The organism is Nostoc sp. TCL240-02, assembly GCF_013343235.1.
Lineage (GTDB): Bacteria > Cyanobacteriota > Cyanobacteriia > Cyanobacteriales > Nostocaceae > Nostoc.
The window spans coordinates 4037836-4050531 of the sequence record NZ_CP040094.1 but is presented as its reverse complement, the minus strand read 5'-3'; the positions used below and the strand labels follow the sequence as shown (position 1 = coordinate 4050531).

General features: G+C 40.3%; 12 protein-coding genes. 6 read left to right on the top strand and 6 right to left on the bottom strand.

Annotated elements, in window-relative coordinates; genetic code table 11:
* Positions 1–108 precede the first annotated feature (108 nt).
* Together chrA and fabG are read right to left on the bottom strand one after the other, a co-directional pair.
* Positions 109–1329 (bottom strand): chromate efflux transporter, encoded by a 1221-nt coding sequence (gene chrA, locus FBB35_RS17290; RefSeq protein ID WP_174710689.1) that lies wholly within the window; start codon positions 1327–1329, stop codon positions 109–111.
* A 275-nt stretch (positions 1330–1604) separates the two neighbouring features.
* The gene (gene fabG / locus FBB35_RS17285) at positions 1605–2351 is read right to left on the bottom strand and encodes a 3-oxoacyl-[acyl-carrier-protein] reductase (RefSeq protein WP_174710688.1); all 747 of its coding nucleotides are present in this window, start codon (positions 2349–2351) and stop codon (positions 1605–1607) included.
* A gap of 474 nt (positions 2352–2825) precedes the next feature.
* Here fabG and trxA point away from each other — a divergent pair, with 474 nt between their 5' ends.
* Positions 2826–3143, top strand: coding sequence for a thioredoxin (gene trxA / locus FBB35_RS17280; RefSeq protein ID WP_012408911.1), 318 nt, complete (start codon positions 2826–2828; stop codon positions 3141–3143).
* 203 nt (positions 3144–3346) lie between these two features.
* Positions 3347–3511: a hypothetical protein gene (locus tag FBB35_RS17275; RefSeq protein ID WP_174710687.1), complete on the top strand. Its 165-nt coding sequence runs from the start codon at positions 3347–3349 to the stop codon at positions 3509–3511.
* A gap of 266 nt (positions 3512–3777) precedes the next feature.
* On the opposite strand, the gene FBB35_RS17270 is transcribed toward FBB35_RS17275, so the two are convergent.
* The 3 genes from FBB35_RS17270 to FBB35_RS17260 form a co-directional block, all read right to left on the bottom strand.
* Positions 3778–5667 carry an iron uptake porin gene (locus FBB35_RS17270; RefSeq protein WP_174710686.1) on the bottom strand — a complete coding sequence of 630 codons (1890 nt, stop codon included), beginning with the start codon at positions 5665–5667 and terminating at the stop codon, positions 3778–3780.
* Positions 5668–6436: 769 nt separating this feature from the next.
* Positions 6437–7204 (bottom strand): isoprenyl transferase, encoded by a 768-nt coding sequence (locus FBB35_RS17265; protein WP_302480989.1) that lies wholly within the window; start codon positions 7202–7204, stop codon positions 6437–6439.
* Positions 7204–8145 carry a ferritin-like domain-containing protein gene (locus FBB35_RS17260; protein ID WP_174710684.1) on the bottom strand — a complete coding sequence of 314 codons (942 nt, stop codon included), beginning with the start codon at positions 8143–8145 and terminating at the stop codon, positions 7204–7206. Before FBB35_RS17260 ends, FBB35_RS17265 begins: the two co-directional genes overlap by 1 nt.
* A 342-nt stretch (positions 8146–8487) precedes the next feature.
* On the opposite strand from FBB35_RS17260, the gene FBB35_RS17255 reads away from it, so the two are divergent.
* Positions 8488–8628 carry a hypothetical protein gene (locus FBB35_RS17255; protein WP_174710683.1) on the top strand — a complete coding sequence of 47 codons (141 nt, stop codon included), beginning with the start codon at positions 8488–8490 and terminating at the stop codon, positions 8626–8628.
* Positions 8629–8722: 94 nt separating this feature from the next.
* Here FBB35_RS17255 and FBB35_RS17250 read toward each other — a convergent pair whose 3' ends face one another.
* Positions 8723–9424 carry a Uma2 family endonuclease gene (locus FBB35_RS17250; RefSeq protein WP_174710682.1) on the bottom strand — a complete coding sequence of 234 codons (702 nt, stop codon included), beginning with the start codon at positions 9422–9424 and terminating at the stop codon, positions 8723–8725.
* A gap of 94 nt (positions 9425–9518) precedes the next feature.
* Between FBB35_RS17250 and FBB35_RS17245 the strand changes: the two genes are divergently transcribed.
* From FBB35_RS17245 to FBB35_RS17235, 3 genes are all read left to right on the top strand, one after another.
* Positions 9519–9782, top strand: coding sequence for a hypothetical protein (locus tag FBB35_RS17245; protein WP_174710681.1), 264 nt, complete (start codon positions 9519–9521; stop codon positions 9780–9782).
* On the top strand, positions 9769–10194 hold the full coding sequence (locus FBB35_RS17240) for a type II toxin-antitoxin system VapC family toxin (RefSeq protein ID WP_174710680.1): 426 nt from the start codon (positions 9769–9771) through the stop codon (positions 10192–10194). Before FBB35_RS17245 ends, FBB35_RS17240 begins: the two co-directional genes overlap by 14 nt.
* A gap of 120 nt (positions 10195–10314) precedes the next feature.
* Complete coding sequence (locus FBB35_RS17235) at positions 10315–12687, top strand: tetratricopeptide repeat protein (RefSeq protein ID WP_174710679.1); 2373 nt, start codon at positions 10315–10317, stop codon at positions 12685–12687.
* Positions 12688–12696 lie beyond the last annotated feature (9 nt).

Here is a 12696-nt window from a genome sequence, read left to right as displayed (position 1 = left end):
CGTCTCGTTAGAGAAGGACAAAAAGAAAAAAGAAGCTAAGAAAATTTGGCGCAGCCTCACCAAGAAATCGTATGATTCCAGAATTCTGTTTTGATAAAATATGCAATTTCAACGAGTGTAGCCCAAGAGTGTAACGCCCCATCCAATAAAAGCGCTACCAAAAACTAGCCATGCAGCATTGATGCGGAAACGAATAGCTAAAATAGCTGAGACGATCGCGATCGCCAAGCCGAGAAAATCTACAAATGGAGCTTGTGGTAATCTTAAGGTGGCTGCCCCCAGTTGCAGGGTGGTAACAACCATTAGCGCTACAGCACTAACATTCACAGCATCCAAAAATGCTCTAGTCCAAGAAGAGGCCCGTAAGCGGGGAATTAAGGGATTCAGGGCAGCAACGAAAACAAAAGAAGGTAGAAAAATTCCGATTGTGGCAACGATTGCGCCAGGGATGCCAGCAATGATATATCCAATAAATGTAGCAGTGGAAAGTACTGGCCCGGGAGTAAATTGACCAATTGCGATCGCATCTAGTAACTGCTGTTGTGTCAGCCAGCCATATTCTTGAACTAATCCTCCTTGGAGAAAAGCTACCAAAAGGTAGCCACCACCAAACAACACACTACCGACTTTCAGAAAAAACCAACCTAACTGCCATAGAGAAACGTTGGTTGCAGTAGATGCGGTAGCTACCGATGCAGCAACAACTGTTGATGCCTTTAAAGTCGCGCCTGTGGTAAGACTAGCAATGAGAAAGTTGGCTTTATCTCCTGGCTTGTCGTTTTTATCACCAGAATGTAACCAAACCATACCCAGCAATCCCCCAACTAATAGGGCAATTACTTCATTTAATTTGAATAATAATGTTATTAATGCAACAGCCAAAGCAATTACCAACAATTGGCGAGTTTTCACAGCCTTTTTTGCCAAGCCCCAGAGGGCATTGATGATGATTGCTAAAACAGCCGGTTTAATGCCATAAAGGAGGGGAGCTACTTGAGGTAAAGTGCCGTAGGCAACATAAACCCAAGCAAACCCCCCAGTAATTAGAACCGCAGGTAAGACAAAACAAACACCTGAGACAATCAGCCCCAGCCAACCTGCATAGATGTATCCTATATGGATAGCCATTTCTGTGGAATTTGGCCCAGGAATTAGGTTAGTTGCGCCCAGCAAATCCAGAAAATGCTCCCTTGTCAACCACTGACGACGCTTAACCACTTCATCTTCAATCATGGCAATATGGGCAACCGGGCCCCCAAAGCCGATAACGCCAAGTTTAAAAAACAGTTTGGCGAGTTCACCCAAACGACTTGGTGCTGAGTTAGTCATCTTTGCTAGGGAATATTTTTCATTCAGTTTTAGACTAATCTTTTAAGATTAGGGCTGATACCATTTCACGAAATGCTTGATACAAATAGGTTTGTCTCTAATTCTGTCCCCCTGCGGTCTATTTCGATCAACCTGAAAGTGAAACGGTATTACGCACTCACTCTACAGAAGAATTATGTTGTGTGTCAACGTAAATATATCTCTTCAGATGAAGGCAGGAGGAAAACTAACCTCTGTCTCCTGCCTCCTTGCAATGACTCTTAACTCAGCACTATTTAAGCCATGACCATTCCGCCATCGACGTTAAAAACTTGTCCGGTGATATAGTTGGCGGCGGGATCTGCGGCGAGGAAGCGCACCATACCAGCGATTTCTTCAGGCTGACCAAAGCGACCGAGGGGGATGTATTTTAGGATATCTTCGGGGTTATTGAGATCGCTAGTCATATCGGTGGTGATGAAACCAGGGGCGACGGCGTTAACGGTAATACCGCGAGTAGCCAGTTCTTTGGCAACGCTTTTGGTGAAGCCGATTACACCTGCTTTGGCGGCGCTGTAGTTGGACTGACCTGGGTTGCCCATCTGCCCAGCAACGGAGGTAATATTAATAATTCGCCCCGATCGCTGCTTGAGCATAATTTTACTGACAGCGCGTGTACATAAGAAAACACCAGTTAGATTAAGGTCTATTACAGCTTGCCAATCTTCTGGCTTTAAACGCAAAAGCAGTGTGTCGCGCGTAATCCCTGCGTTATTGACTAAGATATCCACACGGCTAAACTTTTCCATAACGGCGTTAACTAGTGCGTCTACTTGATCGCCTTTAGAAACGTTTGCTTGGATAGCGATCGCCTGACCTCCCACTGCTGTAATTTCTGTAACAACTGCCTCAGCCGCAGCGCTCGAACTGGCATAATTGACAACTGCGATCGCTCCTTGTGAAGCTAATTCAATTGCGATCGCTCGACCTATTCCCCGTGATGCGCCTGTGACAATTGCAACTTTACCTTGTAATAATGTCATTTAATGTTCCTCAATCTTAGAAATACCGCGCTAATTATCTTATGGTGATTTAGGGAACATCTGATTATTGTCTGGATAAAATCTCACTCTTTAGGATGACAATCTTGCTGTCATCCTGCAGATTAGATATTTTATAGATAAGTTATCCCTTATATTTAGCTTTGGGATAAGGCAATAGACAACAGGCAATAGGTATAAGGGTTTTAGCCTAGTTAATTTTTATTTACATATTATGATTTTATTGTGCAAACTTACCTTATTTAGGCAGCCAAGATAGGTTTAAATACATATCTAATCCATATACATAAATACACACGATATATAGATTTTATTATAAATATTTAAGATTTTTGCGGGTAAATCAATCTATATTGAGTAATCTAATATTTTCCCAACAAAACCCATAAACTTGTACCGATTTTATTTTCTAAGAATTACTATTGAAACAAACAATTGAAAATCGGCGTGTGTCACATGGCAACTAAAAAACAATTTAACAGCTTTGAAGAGATGCTGTCTGCTTCTGATGTACCTGTATTAGTAGATTTTTACGCTGACTGGTGTGGCCCATGTCAGATGATGGTGCCAATTTTAGAGCAAGTCAATCTCCAACTTAAGGATCGCCTACGGATTGTCAAAATTGACACAGAAAAATACACAGATTTAGCCACTGAGTACAAAATTGCCTCTCTCCCAACCTTAGTATTGTTTAAGCAGGGTCAACCTGTGGATAGGATAGAGGGAGTGATGCAAGCACCGCAGTTGGTGCAATATCTACAAACAAAGATTTAAGTTAATACTGATAATTTGGGTTTTGCTTCTTAGAGGCGCGATACTTCGCGTCTCTTTCAGTAGATGGCGATTGAACTTCTAGCAGATAAAACCTTAAGTAAATATTAAGCATATTTACTTATACCTCTAGAGAAAGTAGTTTAAAAATAGAGATAGCTATATTGTATAGATATAACAAAATATCTTGACAATAAAAGTAATATATGAATAACAATCAAGAAAAATTTAATAAAGCTTATATTTGGGTAAATCTTGATTTTGATAAGGTTAAACACAGAATAAATGCAGTGACTTGCCAAATTGAGCAAGTTATACAAAAGCACCAACTTTCAAATCAAACTAAAAACTCAGGTAAAAGAAACAATTAGGTTATGTGTGAGACGATATCTCTGATGAGCTACGCACTTTATTTTTAGAGTAGTGTAGGCGTAGCCCAATCTAAGCATTGCAGCAGTTTTTCATAAAATATTTTATGCAAAAAAATATTATTCGATAATCGTCCACCGACTTTCTACTTATTTATTTAGTGATTATTTTATCCTCAACACTCCTTTTCAGGAGTGTTAATTTTAGGAGGATATTCGCCTGCTAGTTATGGTATGGAAAATGATGGCGTGGCTATTTGGAGGTCTTGTTAGAATGTAAAAGTAGTCCGAAGTACACCTACAGTTGTAGTTTCATTGTTACTGTTACCTTCTGGGTTAAAAAGAACAAAGGCACCAGGAGTAATGCTGATATTATCGCTAACTTGAAAGCGATAATAGGCTTCTAAATGGTAAGGAGTCGCCCGATTGTCTCCTGTGGGGGTAAGTTGAGCAGAACCACCAGTATCACTACGGAAAAGAGGCTGACCAAAAAGAATCCCAGCAGTGTTTCCTGACTTGAATAAATCTCTGAAGTGAACTCCCGCCATCCAACTTGTAAAGGTGGTGGAAGCATTCACGCTATTTGAAGCAGCATCAACAAATAGTGCTGCACCGTAGCCAGATAAGGCTATTTTGGGAGACAATCGCCATGTTACCGTACCGCCAAAGGAGTTGAGTTTGACGGGTGTCCCAGCGTCAACACCAGATAAAGCACCAACATCACTACTAATTAATCCAGTACCTAAAATATTGATTTCGTGATAACTATTGGCATAGTTTAGACCAATATCTAAGTCAGGACTGGGCTTGAAGGTTAACTGTGCAGCAACAATACTACTTCCACTAAATACACCACCCCCCAAAGGTGTTGTAGAAACTCCTGGTAGTACCTCATCAGCAGATTTTTGGGGTAAATTGGCATTGACGCTACCGTATAAAGCTCGTAAATCCAAATTCGGGGAAATACTATAAATAAATCCCGCCGCCGATGCTAAACCAGTACCCGAAGTCCCACCAGAAACCCGTAGCACTGGATTTAAGTTGCCAAAACGAGATATTGACTCTTGTCCTTCACCATAAAAAGGCGTAATTGCTGGGAAAGCATCTGATGTTTCCGCCGCAGTTCCCGCAAACAAGGTTAATTTATTAGCGACGGGAAAAATATACAGTAATTTGTAAAGCTGAACACTGTTTGCACCAACGCTCGACAAAGTATTGACATTTAACCCCGGAAATTGCGGCTCAAAACTGGTACGAGCGCTACTAGAACTTAAAAGAGGTGAAGCTAATCCTAAACTTTGTTGCAGGCTACCTTGTCCATCGGCTCCACCCAAAAAGTTATAAGCTTGTAATCCAGTAATTAATGAATCTTTACCAGTAAAGCTAGTGGTAAGATTTAATCGCACTCTATTAACTAGGATGATGTTCGAGTCGCTGTTATTAGGAGCGCCGCCGGTAGCACCAACACCAGCAATAATTGCCTCTCCATTAAGTTTAGTAGTCGTAGAAAATTGATTTGCTTCTAGTTTTGCGGTACGAGCTTCTACAGCATCTACTCGACCCCGCAATGTTGTCAATTCTGCCGTAAATTGTTCTTGTAGTTTCTGTAACGTGGCTAAATCTTCTTTCTTAACCAAATCACCAGTTGCAGTGGCAATCAGTTCGTTGATTCGTTCTAAACAAGCATTTAAGCCAGCAGCAAATTCATAGCGAGTCATCGCCCGATTACCGCGATAGGTTTGATTGGGATAACCTGCAATGCAACCATAGCGCTCAACTAAAGACTGGAGTGCCTGAAAAGCCCAATCTGTTGGTTGTACATCAGATAATTGGGATACAGATGTTACTTGTGCAAGTTTGTCTGAGGATGGAGATGAATTTATAGATTTTGGTGTCAGTTGCTGCTGAAACTTAACAGCAGAATCTACACCTAAATCTTCATTTTTTTGATTCTCATTATCTATCAGCAATTCACTGGAGATATTATTTGTCAAGTTGCTTTGATGAGAATCATTTTTTTGATAACTGCTATCATTTTGATTAATAGCTAAATTCTTATCTGCAATTTCTAAATTAGGAAGGGCTTGCACAGGTGATAACCCGGCAATTAAGCATAAAAATCCCATCCCACTAGCAGAAGCTAGTAGATATTTCGCCATGATCACTCCTAACACACATAATATGGTAAAAATTAATTGCGATTTTGAAATTGATTGATAAGTAAATTTAAAGTAGATTTAGCCAGAGAATCTTGCTAACTTTAAATTTTTTATATCAGGATTTTTCTGAATTGACTTACCGCAAAATCAGCTTATATCGCAAGTATTAAATTATAGTAAATACTATTTTGGGAAAGAATTAACAAATAATCATATTGAGAGTTTTGATAATTACTATTGGCAAAATAATAATTACATCCGTCTGATTTTATGATAAGGAATATAGGTATTTAGCCGAGATTAGAGGCTGAATACGTAGCAATGAGTAATTTACCCAAAAAATTAATTTGGAGTGTAGGGAAGATCGGGAGGAAAAGGACGGAAATCATTTATCTTGGGATTGTTAACCAGTTTCATCCCAGAGAAGCTTCATAGCGATCGCATAAAGAAAATTTTTAGAGGATATCGAATACCACACTTTAGCAAAATAAGCAATACCTTACAGTAAGTAATATTTTTAACAAAACATTTGTAACTACCCTTGCAGTTTATTTACCCACCGCCTGCTATTCTTATAGTTACTTCGGTCTGTCATAGCAGATAGATTATCCTCAATAATGTTTAAATTTCTTAGCGCTCATATACCATCCTGGTAATGTGGGTGCTTTTACTTTATGCTTCATAGCAGCAAAAAACCTAACCCCTTTCCGCGTTGGGAAAGGGGCGATCAAAGTCTCTCTCATTTCAGGAGAAAGGTTTTCCAGATAGCCTAAGCTGACAGTGAAGCTTTAACTTGACCAAAACGGCGATCGCGATTTTGGTAACTCAACAAAGCCTGATATAATGCTTCTCGATTAAAATCTGGCCAAAGAATATCGGTGAAATACATTTCTGTATACGCCATTTGCCATAAGAGAAAATTACTCAACCGCATCTCACCACTAGTCCGAATCAGTAAATCGGGTTCTGGAGTGTCTGCTGTGTAGAGATGTTGTTCTATAAGACTTTCATTTACTTGTTCCGCACTGAGTTCGCCACGTTGTACGAGTTGAGCTACTTGATGACAAACTTTAGTAATTTCGTTGCGGCTACTGTAGTTGACTGCAACAGTAAAGTGGATTGCTTGATTATTCAACGTCTCTCTCATAGAACGTTCCATTTCCGTTTGTAGAGACTTAGGTAAAGCCGATAAATCTCCAATAAACGAGATTCGTAAACCTTCTTGATGCATTTGAGCCAACTCACGGTGTAGTAATCGCTCAAACAAATGCATCAGAAAATCTACTTCTTCAACAGGACGCTGCCAATTTTCTGTTGAGAAAGCGTAGGCTGTCAACGCTTTGATTCCCCAATCCTTGCAGCAACGCAATAGTTCTTTGAGCGTTTTTGCTCCTTGGCGATGTCCAGCAATGCGCGGTAATCCTCGACTGGTTGCCCATCGTCCGTTACCATCCATGATGACGGCGATATGTTGGGGTATTTTTTGCGGGTTTAAATCGGTGGGTAATTTTGTCATTTTTCCTTTGTTATTTGTTATTACTGATGATTTATTTCAAATAAATCTTGCAAATATTTTGGTGTGAGGGTGTTGTTCCAACTCCACAGGCGATGCATTGTGTAAGTGAAGGTGAAGAGGAGAGTTGCTTTGTTAGTTAATGACCAAGCATTCCAGTTGAGTGTACCCATCATACGGCGGAGAGTACGCATAAGGTTGTTACGCTGATAGTTTTGCGATCGCGTTTTGATGAGTGTGCGTCCAATTCTCATCAACCCAGTATCAGGAAAAGTCCAGACTCCAAACCCCCAGAATTTGGTTGTATGGTTGATTTCATCCTGTGCCAGTTCCTCTAAAACATCCTGGAGTGCGCCTGTGGTATGAGCCATCAACCAAATATAAAGACAGGTTGCACCGTATTCTGTGGCAATGCGGTGTAAGCCGTGGCGATATAGGTCTTCGTGAGGGTCATCTGTGGGAAGATAGCTTCTAACAGTCCGAAGTTTTGGGGTAATTTTCTCGCCTGTTAATTGGGCGTAGACTTTGATTAATGCTGGTGTGTGCTGACGTTCTTCTTTTTCCCACAAACCAAGTTCTAGCAGTTCGCCACTTTCACCGACTGTTCCACCAACAAACCGAGCCATCTGAGGATGCAATTTTTCCAAATACTGCCGACTGGTTTGGGTATAGCTGCGAATGGGAGCTTCTGTATCCATCGCACCTATCAAGATAGATAAAAATACCTCTGCGTCTAAGCCGATAATTTGATTGCGATTGATTGTTCGCCAGTCGATGTGTTTCCAGGGACGGGGTTGGGGATCGGCAAACTGTATCGGTAAATCTTGCAAGCGATCGTGTAGTTGTTCGACTGCAATATATTTGTCTATGAGGGAACGAATGCGATGTTGTGTTTGCAGGTAGTTAGGACTGGGATAGCTTTGACCTGCTAAGTCTTCTCTAACTGGGCTGAGGGTGTTAAGCATATTTTTATACTTAAATTTTTATCTCTATGCCCAATAGCCTAAGCGATCGCACTTCCTTTTGTCAGTCGGCTGAAGTCGGCAGTTTTATCTGATGCAGTTGGAAGAGTCGAGGAAAAAGCCGGATTTGAATTGTGCTGATTTGATATTGAGGATTAGCTAATCAGATCAAAACGAATATTTTTGGTATAAAAAATAATAAATCTTGAAGCTCATAACACATATTTCTCTTATCTTTACGAGTTATTTAGAAAAATTAGAATTTTTGCTGAGGTGGTTTTCCGTTTCCGAGTTCACTATAGATAAAGAATCTTAGAAGCTATTTATTTAAAGGGAAACAAGAAAATGTCTAAAACACCAAAGCTACCGAAGCCACCAAAGTCACCCAAAGCACTTAAAATATCTAAAGTAAAAGTTGTTAAAGGCTACATTAAGAAAGATGGAACTTTTGTCAACCCTTACTTTAAAGGAATGCCTAAGATTTAACTACTCATCTTTATGTCAGCGATGTTAGCCCTCATCCTAAATTTCTAGGTGAGGGCTAATGTATTGTTAATAACAAACATCAGCAATCGCCCCCTTACGCTTCTGGCAGTTCACCAAATTGCTGACGATAACGCTCAAGTTGTTGTTGCACTAATTCAAGCTGCTGGCGAGTTTGCTGTTCAGCTTCTTCTGGAGTTTGATAGCGCTTTCCTTGTTGATCATACCAATACAAAACCTGACGCTGGATATTACCAGATATGTATTGCGATCGCCCGATTCCCAAACCAATTTCTGGCATCCAAAAGGGTTCACCAATTTGCAATTGATAGCTACCATCTACTAAGCGATAAACTTCAAAAGGTTGGTGACGGTCTCTTTGCCAATACTCTGGATTATAAATAATGTAGTACAGTACCCCTAGCTTGGCATAGGTGTCTAATTTTTTGTCATATTCTCCACCCGGAGTTAAAGAGACAATTTCTAAAGCCAAGATAGGCACAATGTTGTTTTCTTCCCAAACAACATAGCTTTTACGAGATTTACCTTCCTTGCGGCGTTCTACACCTAAGCTCAAAAATCCGTCTGCTACAATCGGTACAAGTGGACTAACCCCTGTAGTATGGTAAACGCCCATATCCGCACTGAAAAACCAGTCATTACGGTTTGCCCAAATATATTGCAGCAAGAAGAGAAGCAAGTTAGGAATAAAGTTCTGGTCTTCGTTATCCACAGGGGTATCGTCTGAACAAGGAAGTTCAGCACTGCTAGGCAATTGACGGGGGTCTGATTTCACCATAAGTAATGATGGTGCTGATGTTACCTAATGAGTTTTATTCTAGACGATTCGACGCGGACGATATACTTTAGGTAAACGTTCCAAGTTAGTGGCGATGAAGAATTTTGATATTCAGCTAGATGAAGAATATGCTCAAAAGCTTGCCTATATTCAACAGGAGGCTGACCAAGATACAGTAGAGGCAATTAAATCTTTGATTGAACTGCGCTATCAACAACTTCAGCAACAAAAAACAGATCCCTTAGCTAAACTTAAGCAAAGTAAATTTATCGGCTGTTTCAAAGGAGAAACTGACTTAGCTGCTAATTCCGAAACCATTGTAAGATCGCTAATGCAAGAAAAGTATGATCATCGCTGATACTGGCTTTTTCGTTGCACTTGGGAACCAAAACGATCAATACCATCAATTAGCAATACAAGTTTTAAATGCTCTCAATGAACCACTAGTCACTACTTACCCTGTAATTACCGAAACTTGTTACCTTCTTCTTGCTAGAGGAGGTGGTAATAATGCTCAATGTACTTTTTTGAGAGAGGTTGCACAGGAAGCATTTGAGGTGTTTGATTTACGAAGTCACCATGTTGGACGCATAGTTGAACTCATGGAAAAATATGCCGATTTGCCAATGGATATGGCAGATGCTTCTCTAGTTGTTTTAGCAGAACATCTGGGACATGGGCGAATTTTGACAGTTGATCAACGAGACTTTAATACCTACCGTTGGAATAACAGTAATCCTTTCAAGAACTTGCTGCTGAATTTTGAATAAAGTTTGCAAAAGTCGGGAAAAAAGTCGGATTTACAGAATCTTATCCGAAAACTCCAGCAACATAACTGTAGAGTGATTTATAGTTGTCCCTAAAATCTGAACTCTCCTCGTCGTTACACAATGGACGCTGAAGCAGCATTAGCATGGTTAGATGCCATAATTCCCCCTCAGACTGGGGAACGGTTGAGCGATTTGCAAAAAGTGATTCTTGTGCAAGTTTGGTTGGGTAGAAAATACTTGGATATCGCTCATGCTTACGGCTGTACGGAAGGACACGCCAAGGATGCTGGTTCTCAGTTATGGAAGTTACTTTCTAAGGTATTGCGAGAAAAGATAACCAAAAGTAATTGTCGTGCTACTTTGGAACGGGTTCTGAGAAAAACGACTGCAATATCATCCAGTCTGATTGATTACTCGCGATCGCACCAATTCACCCCAAAATTAGAGGATAGCAATTTTATTGGACGAACAGAAGCGATCGCTCACCTGAATACTTTGGTAAATCAAGGCTCGAAAGTCATTGTTATCCAAGGTGAGGGAGGCTTAGGCAAAACTACTCTAGCGCAGCAATATCTTCATCAAGAGTTTGACTTGGTTTTAGAACTGCTGATGGCGAAGGAAACGCAGAATATCACCCCCGCCGAACGAGTAGTAGAAGAATGGCTAAAACAAGACTTTGATCAAGAACCTGGGGTAGAATTTGGGGTGACATTGGGAAGACTCAAGCGCGAACTCCACAATCGGCGAATTGGGGTGTTAATTGACAATCTGGAACCTGCATTAGATCAACAAGGTGGGTTGATTGCTTCTCACCGCAACTATGTAGAACTATTGCGGATTTTAGCTGATGCGAGAGTGCAATCTGTCACCTTGATTACCAGTCGCGATCGCCTTTGTGAACCTGGGTTGAATGTGAATCACTATCGGCTTCCTAGTTTAGATCAAAGCGCATGGCAAAAGTTTTTTAGCAACCGAGGATTAGCCATCGACTCGCCAACTTTGCAAATCATGCATCGCACTTATGGCGGTAATGCTAAAGCAATGGGAATTCTCTGCGGTTCGATTCAGGAGGATTTTGGCGGTGACATGGTTCTTTATTGGCAAGAAAATCATGCCGATCCTTTAGCAGCAACGGACTTAAAAAATTTAGCCGTTAGTCAAATCAATCGTTTGCAAACTCTTGACCCCCAAGCATATCGCTTACTTTGCCGTTTTGGATGTTATCGTTACCAAGATATACCCACCATCCCATCACCAGGGTTATTTTGCTTACTTTGGGATGTCCCACCCGATCAACATCGCCAAATCATCGCCTCCTTGAGAAATCGGTCTTTGGTGGAGTGCGATAAAGGTGAATACTGGCTGCATCCGGTGATTCAGAAAGAAGCGATCGCGCGTTTACGCCCCAGCGATGAATGGGAAATTGCCAACCACAAAGCAGCAGAGTTTTGGACAGCTAGTGTTAAACAAATTGAAACTTTTAAAGATGCTTTACAAGCTCTAGAAGCATATTATCATTATATAGAAATTCATGAGTTTGAGTTAGCGGGTAAGGTAATTTTAAAAAGCCGAAATAATCAATGGCAGCAGTTTTTACCTCTTGGTAGTACCTTGTATCGCATGGGTTTAATTCAGCCGATACTGACTGCAATTAATCAAGTTGTAAACAATTTAGAAAATGACCAAAATCTTAGCGAACTTTATAATATACTAGGCGATCTATATTGGATAACAGGGAAAATTAGTCAAGCGATCGTCTGTCAAGAGAAGACTATTACTCTGGTAACCCAAGCACTCAAATCACTTGTACCTCAGCCAGAAAATAAACATCCAGTTTACTATCTGAGGATGTTAGAGGTAGATTCTTTATTAAGTATTGGTCTTTACAAAATAGATTTGTGGGAACTAGAGGCAGCCGCAAATTTATTTCAACAAGTAATTTACCTAGCCCAAAATACCGAGCATCATCGCTGGGCAGAAAAAGCTTCAGTTTGTTTAGCTTTGGTGTATTCTTATTTAGGTTTTCCTGATGCTTCATCTGCATTAGCAGATATAGCTTATCAAAATATTACGAACGAAAAACTGATAGAACAGACTGGAAGATTTGTCTATTTTATGCAAATTTTGGGTCAAACTTATGTCAATTTAGGAGAATTTTCTCAGGCAAATCAGATATTCCACCAAGCTTTGACTTTTGCTGAAGAAAGTCATTATATGCAGGTAAAAGCAAAAACACTCAATGGTTTAGCAGAAATAAATCGACAACAAGCAAATTTTGAATTAGCCCTAGTTCATCATAGAGAAGCAATCGAACTGTTGGATAAAATAGGTGCTAAGTGCGATCTAGCTGAAGCTTATTATCAATTAGGTTTAACTTATCAAAAGATGGCAAAGCCTGATGAAAGTAAACTTAATTTTAATCAAGGAGTTCAGCTATTTACTGAAATAAAAGCTCCGAAACAAGTTGAAAAAATTTCAACTTTACGGGGTTAGGGTGGATTG

Coding starts and splice junctions, on each gene's coding strand:
- FBB35_RS17245 (WP_174710681.1), top strand. CDS start 9,519: ATGAAGAATTTTGATATTCAGCTAGATGAAGAATATGCTCAAAAGCTT.
- FBB35_RS17235 (WP_174710679.1), top strand. CDS start 10,315: ATGGACGCTGAAGCAGCATTAGCATGGTTAGATGCCATAATTCCCCCT.
- FBB35_RS17260 (WP_174710684.1), bottom strand. CDS start 8,145: ATGCTTAACACCCTCAGCCCAGTTAGAGAAGACTTAGCAGGTCAAAGC.
- FBB35_RS17255 (WP_174710683.1), top strand. CDS start 8,488: ATGTCTAAAACACCAAAGCTACCGAAGCCACCAAAGTCACCCAAAGCA.
- FBB35_RS17275 (WP_174710687.1), top strand. CDS start 3,347: ATGAATAACAATCAAGAAAAATTTAATAAAGCTTATATTTGGGTAAAT.
- fabG (WP_174710688.1), bottom strand. CDS start 2,351: ATGACATTATTACAAGGTAAAGTTGCAATTGTCACAGGCGCATCACGG.
- FBB35_RS17250 (WP_174710682.1), bottom strand. CDS start 9,424: ATGGTGAAATCAGACCCCCGTCAATTGCCTAGCAGTGCTGAACTTCCT.
- FBB35_RS17240 (WP_174710680.1), top strand. CDS start 9,769: ATGATCATCGCTGATACTGGCTTTTTCGTTGCACTTGGGAACCAAAAC.
- trxA (WP_012408911.1), top strand. CDS start 2,826: ATGGCAACTAAAAAACAATTTAACAGCTTTGAAGAGATGCTGTCTGCT.
- chrA (WP_174710689.1), bottom strand. CDS start 1,329: ATGACTAACTCAGCACCAAGTCGTTTGGGTGAACTCGCCAAACTGTTT.
- FBB35_RS17270 (WP_174710686.1), bottom strand. CDS start 5,667: ATGGCGAAATATCTACTAGCTTCTGCTAGTGGGATGGGATTTTTATGC.